Annotated in this window: 22 protein-coding genes; 14 read left to right on the forward strand and 8 right to left on the reverse strand. The window is 64.7% G+C overall.

Translation table 11 applies throughout. The features are described 5' to 3' along the window. Nucleotides 1–2: 2 nt before the first annotated feature. Nucleotides 3–1,400 carry a HipA domain-containing protein gene (locus FHS28_RS16950; protein ID WP_088453391.1) on the reverse strand — a complete coding sequence of 466 codons (1,398 nt, stop codon included), beginning with the start codon at nt 1,398–1,400 and terminating at the stop codon, nt 3–5. Beyond that, nucleotides 1,397–1,696: a helix-turn-helix domain-containing protein gene (locus tag FHS28_RS16955; RefSeq protein ID WP_088453390.1), complete on the reverse strand. Its 300-nt coding sequence runs from the start codon at nt 1,694–1,696 to the stop codon at nt 1,397–1,399. Before FHS28_RS16955 ends, FHS28_RS16950 begins: the two co-directional genes overlap by 4 nt. Before the next feature lie 252 nt (nt 1,697–1,948). Here FHS28_RS16955 and FHS28_RS16960 point away from each other — a divergent pair, with 252 nt between their 5' ends. Further along, a complete protein-coding gene (locus FHS28_RS16960; RefSeq protein ID WP_184295078.1) occupies nt 1,949–2,803 on the forward strand; it encodes a hypothetical protein in 855 nt (284 codons plus the stop codon). A gap of 31 nt (nt 2,804–2,834) precedes the next feature. On the opposite strand, the gene FHS28_RS16965 is transcribed toward FHS28_RS16960, so the two are convergent. From FHS28_RS16965 to FHS28_RS16980, 4 genes are all read right to left on the reverse strand, one after another. Next, nucleotides 2,835–3,443, reverse strand: coding sequence for a group I truncated hemoglobin (locus FHS28_RS16965; RefSeq protein ID WP_088453388.1), 609 nt, complete (start codon nt 3,441–3,443; stop codon nt 2,835–2,837). Further along, nucleotides 3,418–4,539, reverse strand: a complete 1,122-nt coding sequence (locus FHS28_RS16970) for a DUF3034 family protein (RefSeq protein WP_246410274.1) — start codon at nt 4,537–4,539, stop codon at nt 3,418–3,420. The genes FHS28_RS16965 and FHS28_RS16970 overlap by 26 nt, the downstream gene beginning before the upstream one ends. 79 nt (nt 4,540–4,618) lie before the next feature. Next, nucleotides 4,619–5,038, reverse strand: a complete 420-nt coding sequence (locus FHS28_RS16975) for a VOC family protein (RefSeq protein WP_088453386.1) — start codon at nt 5,036–5,038, stop codon at nt 4,619–4,621. 285 nt (nt 5,039–5,323) lie between these two features. Next, the gene (locus FHS28_RS16980; protein ID WP_088453385.1) at nt 5,324–6,205 is read right to left on the reverse strand and encodes a ferritin family protein; all 882 of its coding nucleotides are present in this window, start codon (nt 6,203–6,205) and stop codon (nt 5,324–5,326) included. 142 nt (nt 6,206–6,347) lie between these two features. Between FHS28_RS16980 and FHS28_RS16985 the strand changes: the two genes are divergently transcribed. Next, nucleotides 6,348–6,974 carry a glutathione peroxidase gene (locus FHS28_RS16985; RefSeq protein WP_088453384.1) on the forward strand — a complete coding sequence of 209 codons (627 nt, stop codon included), beginning with the start codon at nt 6,348–6,350 and terminating at the stop codon, nt 6,972–6,974. A 533-nt stretch (nt 6,975–7,507) separates the two neighbouring features. Here FHS28_RS16985 and corA read toward each other — a convergent pair. Further along, on the reverse strand, nt 7,508–8,497 hold the full coding sequence (gene corA, locus FHS28_RS16990) for a magnesium/cobalt transporter CorA (RefSeq protein ID WP_088453383.1): 990 nt from the start codon (nt 8,495–8,497) through the stop codon (nt 7,508–7,510). An 832-nt stretch (nt 8,498–9,329) separates the two neighbouring features. On the opposite strand from corA, the gene hpf reads away from it, so the two are divergent. The 3 genes from hpf to hprK all read left to right on the forward strand — a co-directional run bounded on the left by hpf (nt 9,330) and on the right by hprK (nt 11,438). After that, nucleotides 9,330–9,674, forward strand: coding sequence for a ribosome hibernation-promoting factor, HPF/YfiA family (gene hpf / locus FHS28_RS16995; RefSeq protein ID WP_088453382.1), 345 nt, complete (start codon nt 9,330–9,332; stop codon nt 9,672–9,674). 310 nt (nt 9,675–9,984) lie between these two features. After that, the gene (ptsN, locus tag FHS28_RS17000) at nt 9,985–10,455 is read left to right on the forward strand and encodes a PTS IIA-like nitrogen regulatory protein PtsN (RefSeq protein ID WP_088453381.1); all 471 of its coding nucleotides are present in this window, start codon (nt 9,985–9,987) and stop codon (nt 10,453–10,455) included. 14 nt (nt 10,456–10,469) lie between these two features. Further along, nucleotides 10,470–11,438 (forward strand): HPr(Ser) kinase/phosphatase, encoded by a 969-nt coding sequence (hprK, locus tag FHS28_RS17005; RefSeq protein WP_088453380.1) that lies wholly within the window; start codon nt 10,470–10,472, stop codon nt 11,436–11,438. A 103-nt stretch (nt 11,439–11,541) separates the two neighbouring features. Here hprK and fur read toward each other — a convergent pair whose 3' ends face one another. Beyond that, complete coding sequence (gene fur, locus FHS28_RS17010; protein ID WP_088453379.1) at nt 11,542–11,973, reverse strand: ferric iron uptake transcriptional regulator; 432 nt, start codon at nt 11,971–11,973, stop codon at nt 11,542–11,544. A gap of 82 nt (nt 11,974–12,055) precedes the next feature. On the opposite strand from fur, the gene FHS28_RS17015 reads away from it, so the two are divergent. From FHS28_RS17015 to FHS28_RS17055, 9 genes are all read left to right on the forward strand, one after another. Next, nucleotides 12,056–12,625 (forward strand): outer membrane protein assembly factor BamE, encoded by a 570-nt coding sequence (locus tag FHS28_RS17015; RefSeq protein ID WP_184295081.1) that lies wholly within the window; start codon nt 12,056–12,058, stop codon nt 12,623–12,625. After that, on the forward strand, nt 12,622–13,443 hold the full coding sequence (gene dapB, locus FHS28_RS17020; protein ID WP_088453377.1) for a 4-hydroxy-tetrahydrodipicolinate reductase: 822 nt from the start codon (nt 12,622–12,624) through the stop codon (nt 13,441–13,443). Before FHS28_RS17015 ends, dapB begins: the two co-directional genes overlap by 4 nt. A 17-nt stretch (nt 13,444–13,460) precedes the next feature. Next, entirely contained in the window at nt 13,461–14,105 is a 645-nt protein-coding gene (locus FHS28_RS17025) for a MotA/TolQ/ExbB proton channel family protein (protein ID WP_088453483.1), read from the forward strand. Continuing rightward, nucleotides 14,102–14,530, forward strand: coding sequence for an ExbD/TolR family protein (locus FHS28_RS17030; protein WP_088453376.1), 429 nt, complete (start codon nt 14,102–14,104; stop codon nt 14,528–14,530). Before FHS28_RS17025 ends, FHS28_RS17030 begins: the two co-directional genes overlap by 4 nt. 104 nt (nt 14,531–14,634) lie before the next feature. After that, a complete protein-coding gene (leuS, locus tag FHS28_RS17035) occupies nt 14,635–17,274 on the forward strand; it encodes a leucine--tRNA ligase (protein ID WP_088453375.1) in 2,640 nt (879 codons plus the stop codon). Between the two features lie 3 nt (nt 17,275–17,277). After that, nucleotides 17,278–17,790 (forward strand): LPS-assembly lipoprotein LptE, encoded by a 513-nt coding sequence (locus tag FHS28_RS17040; protein ID WP_088453374.1) that lies wholly within the window; start codon nt 17,278–17,280, stop codon nt 17,788–17,790. A 1-nt stretch (nt 17,791) separates the two neighbouring features. Further along, entirely contained in the window at nt 17,792–18,883 is a 1,092-nt protein-coding gene (gene holA / locus FHS28_RS17045) for a DNA polymerase III subunit delta (protein ID WP_088453373.1), read from the forward strand. A 28-nt stretch (nt 18,884–18,911) separates the two neighbouring features. Continuing rightward, the gene (locus FHS28_RS17050; RefSeq protein WP_246410276.1) at nt 18,912–19,529 is read left to right on the forward strand and encodes a methylamine utilization protein; all 618 of its coding nucleotides are present in this window, start codon (nt 18,912–18,914) and stop codon (nt 19,527–19,529) included. After that, a complete protein-coding gene (locus FHS28_RS17055; protein ID WP_088453372.1) occupies nt 19,529–21,934 on the forward strand; it encodes a putative bifunctional diguanylate cyclase/phosphodiesterase in 2,406 nt (801 codons plus the stop codon). Before FHS28_RS17050 ends, FHS28_RS17055 begins: the two co-directional genes overlap by 1 nt. Nucleotides 21,935–22,007 lie beyond the last annotated feature (73 nt).

A 22,007-nucleotide genomic window follows, 5' to 3' on the forward strand; every position in this document is an offset into this window, starting at 1 on the left:
AGTCAGAGAAACTCGGGCTTGATCTTGGCTGCTTCGCTGGTGAGACGTGCCAGGCGCGTGGCCTGTCCCATCACGAAATCACGGAGTTTCCCTGCAAAGGCCCGCTCTCCGTCGTCGACATAGTCGTCTGCCTGCGCCTGTGCTGGCGCGTGTCGCACGATCAACTTCTCCAGCCGCGAGGCCTCACGTTGGAGCAGCTTCCGGTCGATGCCGCATCGCTGCGCAAACTCCGCCACTTGGAACGCCCCCACCTCGTTTAGCGAGAATGCATCTCCCCAAGCCATTGCCAGCTCGTGGTCAATACCCGGGTACTGGACCACACTGACCAGGTCATACCAAGGCGCTGGGTCGAGCCCCTCCCGCCGCACAAAGAATGAGAAGTTCTTTCCGTGTGCGTCGCTGTTGCCGATGAGGAACTGGAACAAGGCCCATCTGACCAAGGTCATCCTTGCCACGGCTTTGTTCACCGTCTGTTCCACGCGGTCGAACAGCATGCCGAAGCTCACGCCCTCCCGGATATGGCGGACATGCTCTCCGCCTCCCAGATTTCGCTCGTACTTGTAGCTCTCGGGCAGGTCCGATGCTTGACAGGCGTCGATGATGTGCAGCCGCCGGACAGTAGGCTCAGCGCCGCTTGGGCCACCACCTTGCACGATCCGATCGAAGCGACGCACGACGAGTACCGGCCGCGGAGTCCGATAGATACTGACTTCCGCGACGGGCAACTGCATCCGCCGCGCCAGAGACATGCAGAAGTGTTCGTTGACGACCAGATGCGGCGTCAGCTGCCGCCCCGGGTCAGGCTTGAGGATATGGGTCGATGCCAAAGGAGGCTCGACCAGAAACAAGCGCCCACCATCGTCCAGCGGGCGGTCCAGATACACCATCAACTTGTCCTGAACGCCTGCGATGGACATCCGAAGTTTGCCGTCCCAGATGGCCAATGGGAGTTCATCACGCTCAGCGATTCGTCGGTCCAACTCCTCACGACTCACTTCACGTGCCGGCTTGGCCGCCACGACAGGAGGCACTTCGCCCGCTGGCCAAAAGCGGAATGCTCCGGTGGTTTCGGTGCCCAGCGCGCTGATGAGCGCGTAGACGTTGGACTTGGAGACCCGGTACGTTCTGGCCGCAATGTCGAGGGCTCGTCCTTCGGGCAGCAGGTTTTCCACGAAGCGTTTCACTGCCCCAGCGGCATAGCCTTCGGTCGCCCGTTGAAGCGCAAGCGCGGGCGATAGCGGGAACGCGTTCGGCGCGGCGACCCAGTCCGCGTCGTAGTTCAGTGACCACCGGTCGTTCAACGGCTCGTAGCCCAGCGTTGCCACCCTGCGTCCATCCGCCCAGAGGTCAAGTGCGTGGGAACTTGATTCGTCTGTCCATGTGCCGGTAGGTGAATTCATGACTTCTCCGGGCGCTCGGCGTCGGGACGCGAGGCAGCTTGCATTGCGGGATGGTCCTTGGGGCCAAGCATGAGTGCGAGTCCAAGGCTGTCCAACACAGCCAGCAACTTGTCCAGGCGAACAGAGCCTTTGCCGTTCTCGAGGCGAGAAAGTAGATCGACGGAGACGCCGCTCAAAGAAGCGGCGTCGTCGATTCGAAGCGACTGTTCGCGTCGGCGAGCTCGAATCGTCGGCCCCACATCGCCCGGCTCGGCCACACGCAAGAGGCTTTGAAAATCGGAGGGGGCTGAGGTCATTTCGGAATTTCCAGGATTTTGGCCTTACGCCTTTACTCGCAACGCCGGTTTCTTGAACTCCGAAATATTGCCACATTCCTGAGCCGTGGACGCCTCGTCTCTTAAATTCCGAAACTGTCCCGACCATCGAGTCATCGTGTTTCATCGATTTGCGTCGGCGTCCCACTGGGGTGCTTGGTCTGAGAGAACCATCACGAAGCCGTCCCACCACTGAGCCTTCACACCGGCGCGGTGCCGATGAGGAGCTTCGAGATGCACGTGATGCCCCATTCACCCCTGTCCGCCATGGACGTTCAAACGGCTGGAGATGCAGCAGACGCCTCTTCCGTCCAGCAGGCCGCATCGGCTTCGCAACCGAGCCAGCGCATCAGCGACGCCAAACTGATGCATGCCGCCACGCTCTACAGAGGAATGCAGGCATTGAACTGCGATGCGCAGGATGCGCTCACCATCCTCTTCGACTACTTGAACACAGGTAACGAAGAGGGCTACATGGCAGTGCTGAGAGCCGCTGCGAAGACGAATAACATCCCCGGCGGCGCAACTGCATCACGGGCTGGACCGTCCGGAACGGCGCCAGCCAGCACGTCTGCCTCTACCTTGCACGGCCTGGCGAGACGCCCGCAGCTGTGGGAACAGCGCTCCTGGCCCGAGAAGGTGCTGCAATTGAAGGACGGTGGCGCCCATGCAAGCCTCAGGATCGGCATGAGGCCCGAATTCTTTGACAACGAGAGAAGCGTCAACAGCCGCGGCCATGCCAAGCTGCCTGAAGGATGCATGGACTTCTACCCCACGCCGTCAGGCGATCCAGCCCGCTTCAAGGAAAACTTCTACGCTCAACATGTCGAGCCCATCCTGCGTAGCCTCGGGCCCAATCAGGCGGCCGTGTTTGCCATTCCCGAAGGAGGTACCCTGCTGCAGGGACGCGATGAGCACGGAAAGATGTTTGGCTTCGCGACCGGATTCGGCTCCCAAGCTCCGAGGAACGTGGAAGTGTTGAGAGATCGCGTGTTGACGAACACGAGTGACATGTTCCGATTGATCCGCTCAGGACCTAAGCCTTGGGCCATCCTGCTGCCGCGCGGACTCGAGGTAGACAAGCGCTGAAGCTGCGCTGCGCCCTCCCCCGCACCTGCACTCAGCGGGTGATCACATCCCGATGCATCGGCGCCAGCAAGGCGAGCAGCCGGTTCTGCGTAGCGAAGGGAACGCCCTGCGCATCCATCGCCAGCTGCAGGTCTTCCACCAGGGCGTTGAAGTGGGCCTTGTTGATCGCCAATCCGGCGTGAGACTTCTTCATCGTCTCGCCGTCGTACTTGCAGGGCCCGCCCGCCAGCTCACAAAACTGCTTGCGCAGTTGCTCGCTCAGAAAGCGGGGATTGGTCTGCTGGAACAGGTGTTTGATGCGCTCGTCCGCATAAACACGATCGACCAGGCCAGCGCTGATCCTGGCCACTCCTTCATCGCCGCCCAGCGCCTGATAGAGCGAGTCGTCAGCGGCATGTGCGGGGATGGCGAGGCAGACCAGCAAGGCCAGCGCCAATCCGGCCAGACGCTCGGCAAAGCGCTCGGCACAAAGCTTCAGCGCGGCAGACAGCGCGCCCCCTTTAGCGATCCCGTTGCGGGAGTTTTCCCAACTTGAACTCTTGGCACAAGAGTTCTCCAGACACGAGATCTCTGCACAAGCGCTGCCATTACGCGAGGTCTGAGTACGCAAATCTTCAGTACGCCAACTGAATCGAGCCATAGATCCCCCGCTGACGCCTCGGCTGCACGCCGGGCACCACCTTGCCCAGGTCCACATAGGCCGCAGTGAGCGAGAAGTTCTTGCTCGGCGCCCACGCCACAAAGATGTCCTTCCAGTCCTGCTCCTTCAGCGCATCACCCAGCACTGACGGATTCAGCTTGTCCGGCTTCATCCGGTATTCCGCACCCACCGCCCAATGCTTGTTGATCAGGTAAGCCACCGAGACTTCCGGCAGCAGTGAGTACCGGTGGCTGGCGGCGCCGCCAAACCCCAGCAGCCCGTTCTGATTCGCGCGGCTCGCACGCAGCGTCAGGTTGACCAGCGTGCTCTGCGCCAGAAACAGCTTGGTGGCGCTCAAATAAACATCCACCCCACGGCGCGTGGCACCCAGCGCGGATAGCGTCGGATTCAGGCCTGCGGCGTCCACGTGCTTGTATTCGATACCCAGCGCCAGCTGCGGCATCCAGGTGTCTGCGTCCAGGACGGCATCGCCACCGAGTCGCACCTTGCCGCCCAGAATGGTCTGCTTCAGATGCAGCCCGGGCAGGCCCAGCGCGACTCCGGTCCCACCGGCGGAAAAGTCCTGGCGGGCGATGGACAGCTCCGCACGCTCTCCAAAGGCCACCAGGGCGCCGTAGCCGCTCAGACCATAGTCCTGCGTCGGTAGCCGGGTGTAGAAGGCGGTGGCGCCGATCTGGCCTTGTGTGGCGTAGCTGCCGGTCAGCGCCCAGGGGGTCAGTCCACCCCCGGCCGCACCGTCAATGCTGCTGACGCCGCCGGTGAGCAGCAGCTTGCCTTTCGGTGCCCTGAAGGCGTTGGTGTCCGGCGCCGGGGAAAGGGCAGCAGGGGCCTCGGCGGCCGCGGGCGTCGACGAGCCACCGGCCTCCAGGGAGGCTCCGGTCGCAGACGATGCGTCCGGCGCTCGTGCGGCAGAGGCGCCGCCAGCAAGAGGGACCCACAAGCCGCCCGTCTGCGCCATCGCAGCGCCAGCGGTTCCACCCACAACGGCCACCACGGCCCAGCGCCTGACGGCAGCCCATGCCGCCGCCGACCCCGCCGACGATTTCAAACCTGTGGTGACTGCCTTGCGTGTCATGGCCTCATCTTCCCTGAATCCCGGTCGGGCAGCATCCGTGCGGTGAGGGACGCAAGCGCTGACCGTGTGGAATGTCGCCTTACCAGGCGCCGGTGTTGGGCATGGAGATCCAGGGCTCTGCCGGCGGCAGTGCCGGACCGTCCTGCAGCAGCTCGACCGAGATGTTGTCGGGCGAGCGCACAAAAGCCATGCGGCCGTCGCGCGGCGGACGGTTGATCAGCACACCGTGGTCCATCAGGCGCTGGCAGGCAGCGTAGATGTCAGGGACGGCATAAGCCACGTGACCGAAATTACGGCCGCCGGTGTAGTTCTCCGGATCCCAGTTGTAGGTCAGCTCGATCTGTGCTTCTTCGTCACCGGGCGCAGCCAGATAGATCAGCGTGAACCGCCCTGCTTCATGCTCGGACTGGCGGACCACCTGCAGCCCCAGGGCGTCGCGGTAGAACTTGAGGGAGGCTTCGACGTCGGTCACGCGGACCATCGTGTGGAGATATTTCATGGAGTTCTCGAAAGACGGAATGGTAGGAGGCGGCGGGCCCGGCGACCTGCCGTACAGACACCAGAGGCGTCCAGACACCACTGGGCGGACCCATGGGTGACCCATGGATGCATTGTGGCAATGACCGTCCGCCGCTGCACGTGTCAGGGCTTGCAAGGCGTCCCAGCCGGGCGGTTCACGTCCTCAGTCAAATCAGCCGAGCTTCGTGCACAGGCAAGAAAAAGCCCGCCGAAGCGGGCTGGTGTCACTGCGGCGAGGCGCGGCCGGCCTCACCGGTGCAGCGGATCAGCTCCCTCGAGGTGCCAGATCGCCACCGCCCTGCTGCTGGGCCGCCTGGGCCACGCGCTGGGAGATTTCCTTGCGATAACGATTCAGCTCCTGGACGCTGGCGAAGCTGCGCTCCATCAGCAGGCTCATGTTGTGCAGGATGCGGTCCACCACCTTGTTTTCCCAGACGCTGTCGAACTGGATCTGCTTGTCCAGCCAGTTCTCCAGCCATTCCGGGTCTGGCAGACGGCTCTGGATGGTGTCACGCGGGAACAGCTTGGCGTTCACATGCAGGTTGGTCGGATGCAGCGCCTGGGCTGTGCGGCGGGCACTGGCCATCAGCACCCCGACCTTGGCGAACGCCGCCTTGGCTTCGTCACCGAACTTGACCATGGCGCGCTTCATGTAGCGCAGGTAAGCGCCGCCATGGCGGGCTTCGTCACGCGACAGGGTCTCGTAGATGGCCTTGATGACGGGCTCGGTGTGCCACTCAGCCGCGCGGCGATACCAGTGGTTCAGCCGGATCTCGCCGCAGAAGTGCAGCATCAGCGTCTCAAGCGCCGGGGCCGGGTCGAATTCGAAACGCACTTCGTGCAGCTCCGCCTCGGTGGGCACCATGTCCGGCCGGAAGCGGCGCAGGTATTCCATCAGCACCAGCGAATGCTTTTGTTCTTCGAAGAACCACACGCTCATGAAGGCGGAGAAGTCGCTGTCATCCTTGTTGTCACGCAGGAACATCTCCGTGGCCGGCAGCGCCGACCATTCGGTGATCGCGTTCATCTTGATGGTGCGCGCCTGATCATCCGTGAGCAAGGACGCATCGAACTTGTCCCAAGGGATGTCGGTGTCCATGTTCCAGCGGACGGCTTCGAGTTGCTTGAAGAGTTCGGGGTAAAGCATGGTCGGTCCTAGGGAATAGCAATTCTCATTTTATCGGTCTGAAGATGACAAACCCTGACAAGCCCTGGATTTGCCTCGGATCTGGCCTAATCCGCGCTGTCACATGTCACGGCACAGATGCATGCCGACCAGGAGCAATGTCATGAGTCAGTCTTTCGTTTCCACCTTGTTCCCGCGCCTGGCGCTGGTGCTGACCGCCGCCTGCGCGACGCTGGCAGCCCCGTCCGCACAGGCCGCAGGCCCGGCGGCGGCCGCACCGGCAACAACCGCTGCAGCCGCGGGCGCCTGCCCGGATGTGCTGCAACGGCAGTTTCCGCGCCTGCAGGACGAAAAGCCCCAGCCGCTGTGCCAGTACGCCGGCAAGGTGGTGCTGGTGGTCAACACCGCCAGCTTCTGCGGCTTCACGCCACAGTACAAGGCATTGGAGGCGCTTTCCAGCAAGTACAAGGACCTGGCCGTGCTCGGATTCCCGTCCGGCGACTTCGGAAATCAGGAGTACGGCAGCGACAAGGAAATTGCCGAATTCTGCGAGAACACCTTCAATGTGAAGTTTCCGATGTTCAGCAAATCCAGCGTAGCCGCCGGCAAGACCGATCTCAACCCGCTTTTTGCAGATCTTGCCAAGCGCACGGGTCAGGCGCCCAAGTGGAACTTCCACAAGTACCTGATCTCGCGGGACGGTCAGCAGGTGATGAGCTTCGGCTCGAAGGTCGATCCGCAAGGGGCGGAATTCACCCAGGCGCTTGAAAAGATGCTGAAGCAGAACTGAGGAAAGAGCTGAACGGATTGCGGTAAAGCGCTGGTTTTTCAAGAGCTGGGGCGCTGAGGAAAACCCCTCCTCGGGCAAACGGCAGACCCGGTTTTGAAAGTGAAAAATCTGTCCCGGCTAGCCGGTACAACGGTGACAGTTGCTCACTTTTTCCCACGGAATCGGGATGACAACAGCCGCATTGCACTGCACTATAGGCATCAGTGCAGCGCGCTTTGACCGCTGCGAAGACAGACATTCACCTGAGATCAGACGAGGGCTTTCAGGGTTTCCACCAGCCCCAAAAGCTGATGGGAGTACAGTTCACCCGTTCACTCTTTCAGCCGCAAGACCTGCTTGTTCGCAAGCTGCAATCCCGAGGCCTTTCTCCTCCTCCTCCCTCCCTCCCTCGTTGGCCACGGGGCGTCTTGAGGCTTCTTTTCTTCCTAAGGGCTTCCGCATCGGCGGGAGCCCTTTTTGTTTGGGCGGCGCGAAAAGAAAAGGGCTGCGTGATGCAGCCCCTGTGCAGCCTTCATGCAGCCCTTATGCAGCCCTCAGGCCAGCCATCCCTTGCGCCGGAAGTACACAAACGGCGCTACCACGGACGCGAGCATCAGCCCCAGCGCAAACGGGTAGCCCCAGCGCCATTGCAGTTCCGGCATGGCCTGGAAATTCATGCCGTAGACACTGGCAATCAAGGTCGGCGGTAGCAAGGCCACGCTGGCCACCGAAAAGATCTTGATGATCTTGTTCTGGTTGATGTTGATGAAACCGACCGTCGCATCCATCAGGAAGTTGATCTTGTCGAAGAGGAAGGCGGTGTGGCTGTCGAGCGAGTCGATGTCCCGCATGATCTGCCGCGCTTCCTCGAACTGCTCCGCCGTCAGCATGCGGCTGCGCATCATGAAGCTCAGGGCACGGCGCGTGTCCATGACGTTGCGCCGAATGCGACCATTCAAGTCTTCCTCTCGTGCGATGGCGGCCAGCACTTCACCGGCCTCGGTGTCGTTCACATCCTTCTTGAGCACGCGCGCGCTGACTTTTTCCAGATGGTCGTAGATGCCTTCCAGCACGTCAGCGGAATATTCGGCGTCCGCATCGTAGAGCTTGAGCAGCACGTCCTTGGCGTCCTCAATCAACGCAGGAATGCGGCGGGCCCGCAGACGCAGCAGCCGGAAGACCGGCAGATCCTCGTTGTGCACCGAGAACAGCACGTTGTTGAAGAGGATGAAGGCCACCCGCACGTTGCGCGGGGCCTCCATGTCGTCAATCAGAAAGTCGGAGCGGATGTGCAGCTCGCCGTTGTCTTCCTCGTAGAACCGGGCCGATTCCTCCAGGTCTTCATCGACGATGTCTTCCGGAATGACCAGGCCGAACCGCTCACGGATCCAGTCCTTTTCCTCGGCGCTGGGGGATTCCAGATCGACCCAGATCGGCTGCCGCTGGTGCGTCATGACCGCGTTGAGTTCTGCCGCGGTGGAAATCTCTTCCTGAACCATGCCGCCTTTGAGGCGGCCATTGTCCAGCGTGAACACATTCAGCATGCAGGTCCTTCGTCTGCGTCGGCGCGCGTCCAGGCGAACGCTCGAGCAGGGTGGCGCGTTGACGGAGTCGGTGCAGTCAGGCGCGGGGTCGCGGGGAGGACGGAGAAGCGGGGCGCGGGCCGTCCGGAAGGTGCAAGAGGGGCAAGGGGGCCCGTCTCACTCCGGACAAGCGGCACAGCAGGAACAAGCGACCTGTGACGGGGGCACTGGCGGCTGGCGACCTTCAGCTGCGGCGGTTTGACGCTGGAGTGGACGGCCACCGAGGGTGGTCGCTGTCCAAGTGGGACTCCAGTGATGGGGACGCGCAATTATCACACTGCGGGATTGGCGCCAGCAAGGCTCCCGCCTCGCCGACAACATCCAGCATTCCAGCACGGACCCTGGTGATAGGCAAGCCGGAAAGATTCACCCCCAAACCTTGCTTTTCATCACTTGTGTTCGCCATCGAACGCGCGCAGACTGAGCTCGTCCAGGCCACCCGAAGAGTCTTACCGCAGACACATTCCCAAGCCCTCCTAGACCGCAGCGTCCCGCATCCAGCCTGTTCACGCTTTTGTGCAGGCCAGCCATGCGGCCAGGCCAGGACCCAGGTCCACACTCAGTTCCCGGCCCGGCACGGACGTCCCGCACACCCAGTTCCGGCACGCCCGGATTGACCCTTACCGGCACCCCAGGATGTCGCTCCGGCGAGATCCCGGACACGCCCCCGCCTTCCTCCACCCCTGACCCCCAGCATCAAGACCCAGCGATTCCATCCATCTTCCTCAGCGTTCCCACTTTCTCACGGCGCCTAAGGGCGCAGTTTCCGACCAGCCCTGTGAAAGGAGGCTTTATGAACCTGACCATCAGCGGCCACCATCTCGAAGTTACCCCCGCATTGCGTGAGTACGTGCTGACCAAGCTCAGCCGGGTACTGCGACACTTTGACCAGGTCGTGGACGTCAATGTCCTGCTCACTGTGGAAAAGCAAAAGGAGAAGGCCCGCCGGCAGCGCGCAGAAGTGACGCTGCACGTGAAGGGCCGCGAAATCTTTGTGGAAAACTCCCACGAGGATCTTTACGCGGCCATTGACGAATTGATGGACAAGCTGGATCGGCAGGTGTGCCGCCACAAGGATCGCGTCCAGGATCATCACCACGCATCCGCCAAGCGAATGGATATCCCCGCGCAGAACTAGCCCCCCAGTCGCTTCGCCCCTGCCCCCAAGGGGCGCCACCCAGCGGCCTGGCAGCGCCAGTTCCGCGGGTGTGACTGGGGAAGAGAATCCATTCAATGACGGCCTGCGAGGGTTTTCACCTAGCGCAGACCGGGGAGGCGGCCTACGGGCCGCCTTTGCTTTTGCGAGTTCGCCGCATAATGTTGCGATGCAGCACCAATCCCGTTGTTTTCATCGGGGCGTCGTTAACCCGGCGCCCTCGATGGCAACAGGGTTCCTATAATTCCGCCGTCTCTGACCTACTGGCGCAAACCTACTGGCGCACTGCCCGATGAACCGTCTCGCCGCCATCCTTCCCGCCAGCAATGTGCTGGTCGATGTGGACGCATCCAGCAAGAAGCGCGTGTTCGAACAGGCCGGGCTGCTCTTCGAGAACAACCACGCCATTGCCCGCGCCGCCGTCACGGACAACCTGTTCGCCCGTGAACGCCTCGGCTCCACCGGCCTCGGGCATGGTGTCGCCATTCCCCACGGTCGCATCAAGGGCCTCAAAAACCCGCTGGCCGCCGTGCTCCGGGTGCAGCAGCCCATCGGCTTCGATGCACCGGACGACGAACCCGTCAACCTGCTCATCTTCCTGCTCGTCCCCGAAGCCGCCACGCAGCGCCACCTGGAAATCCTCTCCGAAATCGCGGAGATGCTGTCCGATCGCGAACTGCGTGAACGCCTCAAGACCGAGACGGACGCCAGCGTGGTCCATCGGCTGATCGCCGACTGGGAACCGCTGAAGTCGGTGGCCTGAGGCGACCCGGCTTCGTGAAACCCACCTCCATCAGCGCGGACCGGCTCTTCGAAGAGCATCGCGAGGCCCTGCGCTGGGAATGGATCGCCGGCCATGCGCATCCCGAGCGCCGCTTCGATGAAGCCGCCCTGCTCGATGCCCAGTCCGCCGCCGATCTGGTCGGCTACCTCAACTACATCCATCCCTACCGCGTGCAGATTGTCGGCACGCGTGAAGTGGCCTACCTGAGCCAGGCGTCAGGCGATGTGCTGGATCGCCGGATCTCCCGCATCGTGACGCTGGAGCCACCGGTCATCATCGTGGCCGATGGACAGACTCCGCCCGACCGGCTGATCGCGATGTGCGACCGGGCCGAAATCCCGCTGTTCACCACCATCGAGTCCGCCGGCCATGTGATTGACGTCGTGCGGGCGTATCTCGCGCATGTCTGCGCCAACCGCACCACCCGCCACGGCGTCTTCATGGACATCCTCGGCCTGGGCGTGCTGCTGACCGGCGAATCCGGCCTGGGCAAAAGCGAACTCGGACTGGAACTGATCTCGCGCGGCCATGGTCTCGTGGCGGACGATGCGGTGGATTTCTTCCGCATCGCCCAGACCGCCATCGAAGGCCGCTGCCCGGACCTCTTGATGAACCTGCTGGAGGTGCGCGGCATCGGCCTGCTGGACATCAAGGCCATCTTTGGCGAGACCGCCGTGCGCCGCAAGATGCGGCTCAAGCTGATCGTCCATCTGGTCCGCAAGGAAACGATGGAGCGTGACTTCGAACGCCTGCCCTACGAGCCCCTCTATGAGGACGTGCTGGGCATGCCGGTGCGCAAGGTGGTCATCGCGGTGGACGCTGGTCGCAACCTGGCGGTGCTGGTGGAAGCGGCGGTGCGCAACACCATCCTGCAGCTGCGCGGTATCGACACCTATCGTGAATTCGTCGAGCGCCACCAGCGCGCGATCGAAGAAGGCCTGAACGATTCGGCCGCTGGCTGAGCCCATCGACGGCGGCTGAAGGCCCGATCCTTCACGCTCGAATGACCGCCGCTGTGTGGCGCCCTCTACGGCTTCATGCCCGCTTCATGCCCGCTTCATGCCCTCAACGGCTGTTCTTGTGCGGGCAATCCGTCTTCACGCAAGACGCATACAGCGCCAGCGAATGCTCCTGCAGCGCATAGCCGCGCTCTTCCGCAATCGCGCGTTGCCGCTCTTCAATCTGCGGGTCGTAGAACTCTTCCACACGGCCGCAGGTCAGGCACACCAGATGGTCGTGGTGATGGCCCTCGTTCAGTTCGAAGACCGCCTTGCCCGATTCGAAATGATTGCGCGAGAGCAGCCCCGCCTGTTCGAATTGCGTCAGCACGCGGTAGACGGTGGCCAGGCCGATGTCGGCCCGCTCATCGAGCAAAGCTTTGTAAACATCCTCCGCCGTCATGTGGCGCCGCTGCGCCTTTTGAAAGATCTCGAGGATCTTGATGCGGGGAAGCGTGGCCTTGAGCCCGCTGTTCTTGATTTCGTCTGACCTGTTCATGGGGTTTGCGCCTGCGGAAGGACGAGAGCCTCCCGCTAGAATTCCCGCCATCATAGCCCTAGCACTTCCGCGAAGCCCCGCCATGTCATTGAATTCCCAAATCGCCTTCATCGCGCGATGCACGGCCGCTGCGGCCGGCCTCGCCGCGCTGGGCGCGTGCTCGCAGATGCCGAAGATGGACGTGTTCTCCGTCAGCGGCGACAAGGTCCTGGGGCTGGTTCAGCCCTACCGCGTTGAGATCGTCCAGGGCAACGTCGTCACCAAGGAGCAGATGGAGCAGGTCAAGACCGGCATGTCGCGCAACCAGGTGCGTGAAGCCATCGGTTCCCCATTGCTCACCGACGTGTTCCACGACAACCGCTGGGACTACGTCTTCACCATCCGCCGCCAGGGCGCTGCCCCGCAGAACCGCCGCATTCAGCTGACCTTCGACGGTGAACAGCTGACCAAGATCGAAGCGCCGGATGACCTGCCTTCCGAGAAGGAATTCATCGCCGCCATCGACACCACCAAGGTGAAGAAGGACGCGCCGAAGATGGAGATGACGGAAGAGGAACGCAAGGCCCTGCCGCCGCCGGTGCGCCAGGCCGCCGCCACGCCCGAGCCGATGGGCCCGGTGCGCGACTACCCGCCGCTGGAGGCGCGTCGATGAGCAGCGCTGCCGCGCAGCCCTTGCGCATTGCCATCACCGGCGCTTCTGGCCGCATGGGCCGCATGCTGATTGAGACAGTTCTGAACGCGCCGGACTGCCAGCTGTCCGCCGCGCTCGACCGTGACGGCAGCCCGTCGCTGGGTCAGGACGCCGGCGCTTTCCTCGGCCGCCAGACCGGCGTGACCATGACCAGCGACGTGCGTGCGGGCCTGGCCCGGTCCGATGTGCTGATCGACTTCACCCGTCCCGAAGGCACCCTGGCTCATCTGGCCCTATGCGCCGAACTGGGCGTGCGCACCGTCATCGGCACGACCGGCTTCACCGATGAGGAAAAGACCCGCATCGCCGGCTTTGCCGAACGTGCAGCGGTGGTGATGGCGCCCAACATGAGCGTGGGCGTGAACCTCGTGCTCAAGCTGCTGGAAAGCGCCGCCAAAGCCCTCGCCGAAGGCTATGACATCGAGATCGTCGAAGCCCACCATCGTCACAAGGTGGACGCCCCCAGCGGCACCGCGCTGAAGATGGGGGAGGTGATCGCCGAGGCCCTCGGTCGTGATCTCAAGACCTGCGCCGTCTATGGCCGCGAAGGCGTGACCGGCGAGCGCGACCCGTCCACCATCGGCTTTGCCACGGTGCGCGGTGGCGACATCATCGGCGACCACACCGTGCTGTTCGCCGGCATCGGTGAGCGCATCGAGATCAGCCACAAGGCCTCCAGCCGCGCCACCTTCGCCCAGGGCAGCCTGCGCGCTGCGCGCTTCCTGGCGGGCCACCGCACCGGCCTGTTCGACATGAACGCCGTGCTGGGCCTGGCCTGACGTCCCCGATGCAGTCGATGTCGGCTCTGGGCGTGCACTGGCAGTCGGCCGACGGCATGGCCCGTCTGGTTGCGCTCGTGCTGCTGGTGATGTCGGTCAGCACCTGGGTGCTGATCCTCTGGCGCGCCTGGACCCTCACCCGCGCCCGACGCGACCTGCAGCGCGGACTGCCGCTCTTCTGGGCCGCGGCCGAACTGCCCGCCGGACGCCATGCGCTGCTGCACATGGACCGCGAGCGGGTGCTGGTGCCCCTGGTGGATGCCGCCCTGGCGGACAGCCAGCCCGGCAGCCTGGCGGCCAGCGGCCGCGTCCAGGCCCAGCTGACCCGACGCCTGCGGGACGCCCTGCATCAGGTGCTGTCCGCGCTCGGCCGCGGCCAGGTGGTGCTGGCCACCGTCGGCAGCACCGCGCCCTTCATCGGCCTGTTTGGCACCGTCTGGGGCATCTATCACGCGCTGGTGAGCATCTCCGCCGCGGGTGACTTCAGCCTGGACAAGGTGGCCGGCCCGGTCGGTGAAGCGCTGATCATGACCGCCGCCGGCCTGGCGGTGGCCATTCCGGCGGTGCTCGCCTACAACCTCTTTGGCAAGTGGGTCGGCGCCTGTGAAGCGGAGCTGGAAGGCTTCGCCCATGACCTGCGGGAACTGCTGACCACGCCATGAGCTTTGGCCGCCTCGAGCGCCGCGAGGCGCCCAAGCCGATGAGCGACATCAACATGACGCCGCTGATCGACGTCATGCTGGTGCTGCTGGTCATCTTCATCATCGCCGCGCCGCTGATGGCCAGCGCCCTCAAGCTGCAGCTGCCCAAGGCGGCGTCCGCCACCCCGGGCACCGGCAGCGCGCAGTTCATTGCCATCAGCATCGATGCCCAGGGGCGTTACCTGCTGGGCAACGAGCCCCTGGAGCCGGACGCCCTCAAGGCCCGCCTGCGGACCCTGGCCGCCCAGCGCCCCGACGCCGAACTTCGCCTGAGTGCGGACCGCGACGTGCCCTATGGCCGGGTGGCCGCCCTGATCGACTGGGCCCAGGCGGCTCATCTCAACCGCATCGCCTTTGTGTCCGAGCGGGACCTGCCCGCGCGCTGACGCCCATCACGTCCTGGCATCTTTGACGCGGCTGTCCCCCGCCCCGGCGCGGACCGCCGGCTCCGCGGCCTTTTACAATGGCCGGATTCGCCCATCGAGCACCTATGAACGAGAAATACGCCCCCAGCGAGGTCGAACAGGCCGCCCGCGATCACTGGAATGCCGCCGACGCCTACCGCGTCACCGAAGACGCGAGCAAGCCGAAGTTCTATGCCTGCTCCATGCTGCCCTACCCCAGCGGCAAGCTGCACATGGGCCATGTGCGCAACTACACCATCAACGACATGCTGACCCGTCAGCTGCGCATGAAGGGCTACAACGTCCTGATGCCGATGGGCTGGGATGCGTTCGGCCTGCCGGCCGAAAACGCGGCGATGAAGAACAAGGTCCCGCCCGCGGCCTGGACCTACGACAACATCGCCTACATGAAGAAGCAGATGCAGGCGATGGGGCTGGCCATCGACTGGTCGCGCGAGATCGCCACCTGCAAGCCGGACTACTACCGCTGGAACCAGTGGCTGTTCCTGAAGATGCTCGAGAAGGGCATCGCGGTGCGCCGCACCCAGGTGGTGAACTGGGACCCGATCGACCAGACCGTGCTGGCCAACGAGCAGGTGATCGACGGCCGCGGCTGGCGTTCCGGCGCGGTGGTGGAAAAGCGCGAGATTCCCGGCTACTACCTCAAGATCACCGACTACGCCGAAGAACTGCTGGCCGCTGTGGCCGACCCGCAGGACAAGAACTACCTCGCCGGCTGGCCCGAGCGGGTGCGTCTGATGCAGGAGAACTGGATCGGCAAGAGCGAGGGTGTGCGTTTTGCCTTCCCGCATGAGATCAAGGGCGCCGATGGCGCGCTGATCCAGGACGGGCGCCTGTACGTCTTCACCACCCGTGCCGACACCATCATGGGCGTCACCTTCTGCGCCGTGGCGCCGGAGCATCCGCTGGCCACGCATGCCGCGTCGCTCAAGCCGGAACTGGCAGCCTTCATCGAGGAATGCAAGCAGGGCGGCAGCACCGAAGCGGAACTGGCCACGCAGGACAAGAAGGGCATGCCCACCGGCCTGTTCGTCACCCATCCGCTGACCGGTGCGCAGGTCGAGGTCTGGATCGGCAACTATGTGCTGATGAGCTATGGCGACGGCGCCGTCATGGGCGTGCCCGCCCACGACGAGCGTGACTTCGCCTTCGCCCGCAAGTACGGCCTGCCCATTCGTCAGGTGGTCGCAGTGGAAGGCGAAAGCTACTCCACCGAGGCCTGGGCCGAGTGGTACGGTGACAAGCAGCGCGGCGTGACGATCAACTCCGGCGAGCTGGACGGCCTGACCTACAAGGCCGCCGTCGACAAGGTCGCCGGCCTGCTGTCCGCCAAGGGCCTGGGGGAGAAGAAAACCACCTGGCGCCTGCGCGACTGGGGCGTGAGCCGCCAGCGCTACTGGGGCACGCCGATCCCCATCATCCACTGCGAGAGCTGCGGCCCGGTGCCGGTCCCCGAAAAGGACCTGCCGGTGGTGCTGCCGGAAGACTGCATCCCCGATGGCAGCGGCAATCCGCTCAACAAGCGCGCCGACTTCCTGAACTGCAGCTGCCCGAGCTGCGGCAAGCCGGCCCAGCGCGAGACGGACACGATGGACACCTTCGTGGACAGCTCGTGGTACTTCATGCGCTATTGCGACGCCAGCAACAACGGCGCCATGGTGGGCGCTGGCAGCGATTACTGGATGCCGATGGACCAGTACATCGGCGGCATCGAACACGCCATCCTGCACCTGCTGTATGCACGCTTCTGGACCAAGGTCATGCGCGACCTGGGCCTGGTGAAGTTCGACGAGCCCTTCACCAACCTGCTGACGCAGGGCATGGTGCTCAAGGGTGCGTTCTTCCGCAAGCCGCCGGAAGCCGGCAAGAACTACTACTGGGAACACGAAGTCGACGTGACCCGCAATGAGCATGGCCAGCCGATCGGCGGCACGCTCAAGGCGGATGGTCTGCCGCTCGAATACGAGATGACGACCATGTCCAAGTCGAAGAACAACGGCGTGGACCCGCAGGCCCTGATCGACCAGTACGGCGCGGACACCGCCCGCCTGTTCGTGATGTTCGCCGCCCCCCCCGAGCAGACGCTGGAGTGGAACGACGCCGCCGTTGAAGGCGCGCACCGGTTCCTCAAGCGCGTGTGGGGCTTTGGCGCCAAACAGGCCGATGCGATCAAGTCGGCGGGCAAGGACTTCTCCGCACTGGGTGACGAGGCCAAGGCCCTGCGCCGCGAGGTGCATCTGGTGCTCAAGCAGGTCAGCTACGACTACGAGCGCATGCAGTACAACACCGTCGTCTCCGGCGCGATGAAGCTGCTCAATGCGCTGGAAGGCTTCAAGGGCACATCGGCAGGCGACCATGCGGTCATCCGTGAAGGTTTCTCGGTGCTGCTGCGGGTGATCTATCCGGCCTGCCCGCACATCACCCACGCACTGTGGGTGGACCTGGGCTTTGCGGCCGAGCTGGGCGACCTGCTCGACGCCGCCTGGCCGGCGGTGGATGACAGTGCCCTGGTGCAGGACCAGATCGAGCTGATGCTGCAGGTCAACGGCAAGCTGCGCGGTGCCATCAAGGTGGCCGCGGGTGCCGACAAGGCCGCCATCGAAGCGGTCGCGCTGGCCAGCCCGGACTTCGAGAAGTTCTCCGAAGGCAAGGCGCCGAAGAAGGTCATCATCGTGCCGGGTCGTCTGGTCAACCTGGTGGTCTGAAGCATGCAGCGCCGTCATCTGCTCAAGGCTTGTGCTGTGGGTGCCGCTGGCGGTGCTGCAGCGATGCTCGCCGGTTGCGGTTTCGAGCTCCGCAAGGAGCCCGAATACCATTTCAAGACCCTGGCCCTGCGGGGCTTCATTCCGCATTCACCGCTGAGCCAGGAGCTGCGTCGCCAGGTGCAGCGCAGCACCCTGCGGCTGCTGGAAGACTCCAACCGGGCCGACGTGATCCTGGAAGTCGAACGCGAAGTGCGGGACAAGACCTCGGTGGCCACCACCACCGCCGGGCAGATCACCGAATGGCAGCTGCGCCTGCAGCTGGACTATTCGCTGCGCACGGCGGGCGGTGAAGTGCTGCTGCCCCGCACCGAGCTGCGCCTGACCCGCGACATGAACTACAGCGAAAGCGCCGCCCTCGCCAAGGAGCAGGAAGAAGCCTCGCTGCAGAAGGCGATGCAGGTGGAAGCGGTGGGGCTGCTGCTGCGCCGCCTGGCCGCCGTGCGCCTGCCTGCCTGACATGCAGATCAAAGCCGAAGCCCTGGCGGGCCATCTGGCCAAGGGCCTCAAGCCGGTCTACACGGTGCACGGCGACGAGCCGCTGCTGGCCCAGGAAGCCGCCGATGCCCTGCGGGCCGAGGCGCGACGACAGGGGTATGGCGAGCGCCAGGTCTTCATCGTCAGCGGCGCCTACTTCGACTGGGGGCCGGTGATTGCAGCCTCGCAGGCGATGAGCCTGTTTGCGGAGCGTCAGCTGATCGAGATCCGCATTCCGGGCGGCAAGCCCGGCAAGGACGGCTCGGAGGCGCTGCAGCGTTACTGCGAAGGCCTGCCGCCGGATGTGCTGACGCTCGTCACCCTGCCCCGGCTGGACAAGACCCAGCTCTCCAGCGCCTGGTTCACCGCGCTGGACACCGCCGGCGTCACCGTGCGCGTGGACCCGGTCGAGCGGCGCGAGCTGCCCACCTGGATTGCTCGCCGCCTGCAGCAGCAGGGCCAATCGGTGGCAGCCGGACCGGAAGGACAGCAGGCGCTGGAATTCTTCGCCGACCGGGTGGAAGGCAACCTGCTGGCGGCGCATCAGGAATTGCAGAAGCTGGCGCTGCTGCATCCGCCCGGTGAACTGAGCCTGCAACAGATCGAAGCGGCCGTGCTGGACGTGGCACGCTTTGATGTCTTCAAGCTGAGCGAGGCGCTGCTGACGGGCCGGGTTGCCCGGGTGCTGCGCATGCTGGACGGCCTCAAGGCCGAAGGCGAAGCCGCCGTGCTGGTCCACTGGACCATGGCGGAAGACATCCGCGCCCTCAAGCGGGTGTGGGACGCCGTGGCCGGCGGCAAGCCGCTGCCGATGGCGCTGCGGGAAGCCCGCGTGTGGGGTCCCAAGGAGCGGCTCTTCGAGCGGCTGGTGCCGCAGCTCGGCGGCGCGGCCCTGTCCCGCCTGCTGGTGGCCGCGCAGATCTGCGACGGCATCGTCAAGGGCCTGCGCCATCCCGACTGGCCGTCCGACCCGTGGGAAGCGCTGGGCCGGCTGGCGATGATGCTTGAACAGGCGCTGCGTCCGTCCTCCCCCTCTTCAACCGCCCCCGCCGCCGCCAAAACCCGCTATGGTTGAAGCCTGATGACCCTTCAGGCTTTGCACCATGCTCCACCGCTTAGCGACCGTTGACCTGTCGTTGATCGCGCTTGCCGCGAGTCTGCTGGCGGGAGGGGTCGGACCGGCCCACGCCGCCGCCTGGACGCTGCAGGTCAAGGATGCTGGCGGCAATCCCCTGCCGGGTGCGGTGGTGGCGGTGGAACTCAAGGGCCAGCCCAGCCTGGCGCCGGCCGGCACCAGCGCCCAGATGGCCCAGCGGGACCGGCAGTTCCAGCCGGGCACCCTGGTGGTGCAGACCGGCACGGCGGTCAGCTTTCCGAACTTCGACACGGTCCGGCACCATGTGTATTCGTTCTCGCCAATCAAGCGATTCGAACTGAAGCTGTATGCCGGGACGCCCGCAGAGCCGGTAGTCTTCGACAAACCGGGCGTTGCCCAGCTCGGATGCAACATTCACGACAAGATGACCGCCCGCATCATCGTGGTGGACACGCCCCTTTTCGCCACCACAGACAGTCAAGGACAAGCCAAGCTGGAGCTGCCTCCCGGTCAGCACCAGGTGGCCCTCTGGCATGTCCGGCTGGGCAATGATGCGCCGCGGAAGCAGGCTCTGACGGTGCCTGCGGGCCCGCCGGGCAGCCTGGCGCTGGAGCTGCGGGACTGATGCGCTGGCCGGACTTCCTCAACCTTCGCCGGTTGGAAGGGCGCATCGTGGCGCTGTTCCTGGCCCTGTTGCTGGCAGTCCAATGCATCAGCCTGCTGCTGCTCAACCAGGGCATTGACCGCAATGCCCGCGCCTCGGTCCGCGAGGAACTGGCCTCCGGAGAGCGGGTGTTCGACCAACTCCTGCGCCAGGACGCCGAACAGCGCGGCCTGGTGGCCAACCTGCTGCAGGCGGATTTCGGCCTGCGCCGGGCGCTGGCGGAAGGCATCACCGGCGATGAGCTGACCAACACCCTGCAGGACGTCTTCACCAATCTGAGCGAACGCGGGGAAGCGAGCTTCATCGGTTATGCGGACGAACGTCTGCGCCTGGTGACCGCGACCGATCCGCTGGCCCGGCTGGTGGCGCCGTTGCTGCCCGGCCTGACGCTGGAAGACGTCAGCGCGCGCCAAAGCCATCTGGTCCTGCTCAAGGGCAAGGCCTACCAGGTGGTGGTCGCCAAGCTGCGCGCCGCCGGGCTGGGCGGCTGGGTGTTCATGGGCTTTGAACTGCGCCAGGAACAGCTCAAGGAACTGCAGCGCATCGCGCACATCCAGGGCGTGTTGCTGGCCCGGGTGGACGGGCGCTGGCAGGTGCTGTCGAGCGTGATGGATCCGGCCACCCATGCGGCCCTGATGGCCTCCCTGCCGGGGGGGCTGGGCGACGATCCGCTGACCTTGCATCTGACCCTCGGCGAGGAGCAATACCAGGCCCGCCTGCAGCGGCTGGACCATGCCGGCGACAGCAGCCAGACCATGGCCTCCCTGCTGCTGCGATCGGTGGACGAAGCGCGGGCGCCCTACCGGCAACTGCAATGGTCGTTGCTCGGCCTGAGCCTGGCGGGTGTGGCGGCATTTGCCTTGGGGGCGGTGCTCACCGCGCGTCGCATCAGCGGGCCGGTAAAGTGGCTCGCGCATGAGGCGCAGCGACTCGGCCGTGGCGACTACGAACAACCGGTGGCCCGACCCTCCGGCGACGAAATCGGCGACCTCGCCGAGGCCTTCGAGACCATGCGTGTGGGCATCCGGGAGCGAGAGGAACAGGTGAACCGCCTGGCTTTCTGGGACCCGCTGACCGACCTGCCCAACCGCGAGCAGTTCAGCCAGGCCCTGACCCGCCGCATCAGCGACAGCGAGGACCGCTTTGCCCTGGTCATGCTCAACCTGGACCGCTTCAAGCATGTGAACGACGTGCTGGGCCGGGCCTTCGGCGACCGCCTGCTGCGGGCCGTGGCCGAGCGGCTGCAGCGACTGTTGAAGGATCAGGCTCGCCTGATTGCGCGGCTCAGCGGCGACGAATTCGTGCTGATGGTGGAAGGCGCCGGTGCCACCCGTGCCGAATCCGTCTGCCATCGCATTCAGCGGGATTTCGAAAAGGCCCTGACGATCGACGACCAGACGGTGGACCTCTCCGCCGGCCTGGGCATTGCGCTGTACCCGCAGCATGGCCGGGACATGAGCGTGCTGATGAGCCGCGCCGAGCTCGCAATGCATGCCGCCAAGCGCAGCCAGAGCGGCTTCCAGATCTACGCGCCCAGCATGGATGCCGCCAGCCAGGAGTCGCTGTCGCTGATCAGCGAGCTGCGGCAGGCCATCGAGAACCACGAGCTGCGGCTCTATCTGCAGCCCAAGGTCGATCTGGCCACCCAGCGCATCGGCGGCGCGGAGGCGCTGGTGCGCTGGCAGCACCCGGTGCGCGGGCTGGTGCCGCCGATGGACTTCATTCCTTTCGCCGAGCAGACCGGTTTCATCCGTCAGATCACCAGCTGGATGCTGCGGGCGTCGGCCGAAGCCTGGCTGTCGCTGCATCGGCAGGGACTGGCATTGCCCATCAGCGTCAATCTCTCCACCCGCGACCTGATGGACCAGGACCTGCCGATCAAGATCGCCGACCTGGCCGGTGGGGTGCCACCGTCGGCGCTGTGTCTGGAGATCACCGAAAGCGCCATCATGGACGATCCCCAGCGGGCACTGCAGACGCTGGAGCAACTGCATGCATTGGGCTTCAAGCTGTCCATCGACGATTTCGGGACCGGGTATTCGTCGCTGGCCTATCTGAAGCAGCTGTCGGTGGATGAGCTCAAGATCGACCGCAGCTTCGTGATGGGCATGGAGAAGGATCTGGACGACGCCAAAATCGTGCGTTCCACCATCGAGCTGGCCCACAACCTGGGACTGCGGGTGGTGGCCGAAGGGCTGGAAACCGGCAAGGCCTGGACCCTGCTGGAGATGCTGGGCTGCGATCAGGCGCAGGGCTACTTCCTGGCGCGGCCGATGCCAAGCGATCAGTTCGGCGCCTGGCTGCGCGACTGGGAGCCGCCGGATCTGGGCGATGCGGTGGCCAATACGGTGCTGGCTGGGCTCTGACGACCTGGGGCGGGAGGCCCGTCAGGGGCCTGTCCCTGGGCCTGGCTCCGGGCCGCTGGGCCCTTTGCCCGGC

Source organism: Roseateles terrae (assembly GCF_014192155.1).
In the GTDB taxonomy this organism is placed as follows: Bacteria; Pseudomonadota; Gammaproteobacteria; order Burkholderiales; family Burkholderiaceae_C; genus Roseateles; species Roseateles terrae.

Bases quoted from the DNA above. Each gene is read 5' to 3' on its own strand.
- FHS28_RS16950 (WP_088453391.1), bottom strand. From the start codon at position 1,400: ATGAATTCACCTACCGGCACATGGACAGACGAATCAAGTTCCCACGCA.
- FHS28_RS16955 (WP_088453390.1), bottom strand. From the start codon at position 1,696: ATGACCTCAGCCCCCTCCGATTTTCAAAGCCTCTTGCGTGTGGCCGAG.
- FHS28_RS16960 (WP_184295078.1), top strand. From the start codon at position 1,949: ATGCACGTGATGCCCCATTCACCCCTGTCCGCCATGGACGTTCAAACG.
- FHS28_RS16965 (WP_088453388.1), bottom strand. From the start codon at position 3,443: ATGGCTCGATTCAGTTGGCGTACTGAAGATTTGCGTACTCAGACCTCG.
- FHS28_RS16970 (WP_246410274.1), bottom strand. From the start codon at position 4,539: ATGACACGCAAGGCAGTCACCACAGGTTTGAAATCGTCGGCGGGGTCG.
- FHS28_RS16975 (WP_088453386.1), bottom strand. From the start codon at position 5,038: ATGAAATATCTCCACACGATGGTCCGCGTGACCGACGTCGAAGCCTCC.
- FHS28_RS16980 (WP_088453385.1), bottom strand. From the start codon at position 6,205: ATGCTTTACCCCGAACTCTTCAAGCAACTCGAAGCCGTCCGCTGGAAC.
- FHS28_RS16985 (WP_088453384.1), top strand. From the start codon at position 6,348: ATGAGTCAGTCTTTCGTTTCCACCTTGTTCCCGCGCCTGGCGCTGGTG.
- corA (WP_088453383.1), bottom strand. From the start codon at position 8,497: ATGCTGAATGTGTTCACGCTGGACAATGGCCGCCTCAAAGGCGGCATG.
- hpf (WP_088453382.1), top strand. From the start codon at position 9,330: ATGAACCTGACCATCAGCGGCCACCATCTCGAAGTTACCCCCGCATTG.
- ptsN (WP_088453381.1), top strand. From the start codon at position 9,985: ATGAACCGTCTCGCCGCCATCCTTCCCGCCAGCAATGTGCTGGTCGAT.
- fur (WP_088453379.1), bottom strand. From the start codon at position 11,973: ATGAACAGGTCAGACGAAATCAAGAACAGCGGGCTCAAGGCCACGCTT.
- FHS28_RS17015 (WP_184295081.1), top strand. From the start codon at position 12,056: ATGTCATTGAATTCCCAAATCGCCTTCATCGCGCGATGCACGGCCGCT.
- dapB (WP_088453377.1), top strand. From the start codon at position 12,622: ATGAGCAGCGCTGCCGCGCAGCCCTTGCGCATTGCCATCACCGGCGCT.
- FHS28_RS17025 (WP_088453483.1), top strand. From the start codon at position 13,461: ATGTCGGCTCTGGGCGTGCACTGGCAGTCGGCCGACGGCATGGCCCGT.
- FHS28_RS17030 (WP_088453376.1), top strand. From the start codon at position 14,102: ATGAGCTTTGGCCGCCTCGAGCGCCGCGAGGCGCCCAAGCCGATGAGC.
- leuS (WP_088453375.1), top strand. From the start codon at position 14,635: ATGAACGAGAAATACGCCCCCAGCGAGGTCGAACAGGCCGCCCGCGAT.
- FHS28_RS17040 (WP_088453374.1), top strand. From the start codon at position 17,278: ATGCAGCGCCGTCATCTGCTCAAGGCTTGTGCTGTGGGTGCCGCTGGC.
- holA (WP_088453373.1), top strand. From the start codon at position 17,792: ATGCAGATCAAAGCCGAAGCCCTGGCGGGCCATCTGGCCAAGGGCCTC.
- FHS28_RS17050 (WP_246410276.1), top strand. From the start codon at position 18,912: ATGCTCCACCGCTTAGCGACCGTTGACCTGTCGTTGATCGCGCTTGCC.
- FHS28_RS17055 (WP_088453372.1), top strand. From the start codon at position 19,529: ATGCGCTGGCCGGACTTCCTCAACCTTCGCCGGTTGGAAGGGCGCATC.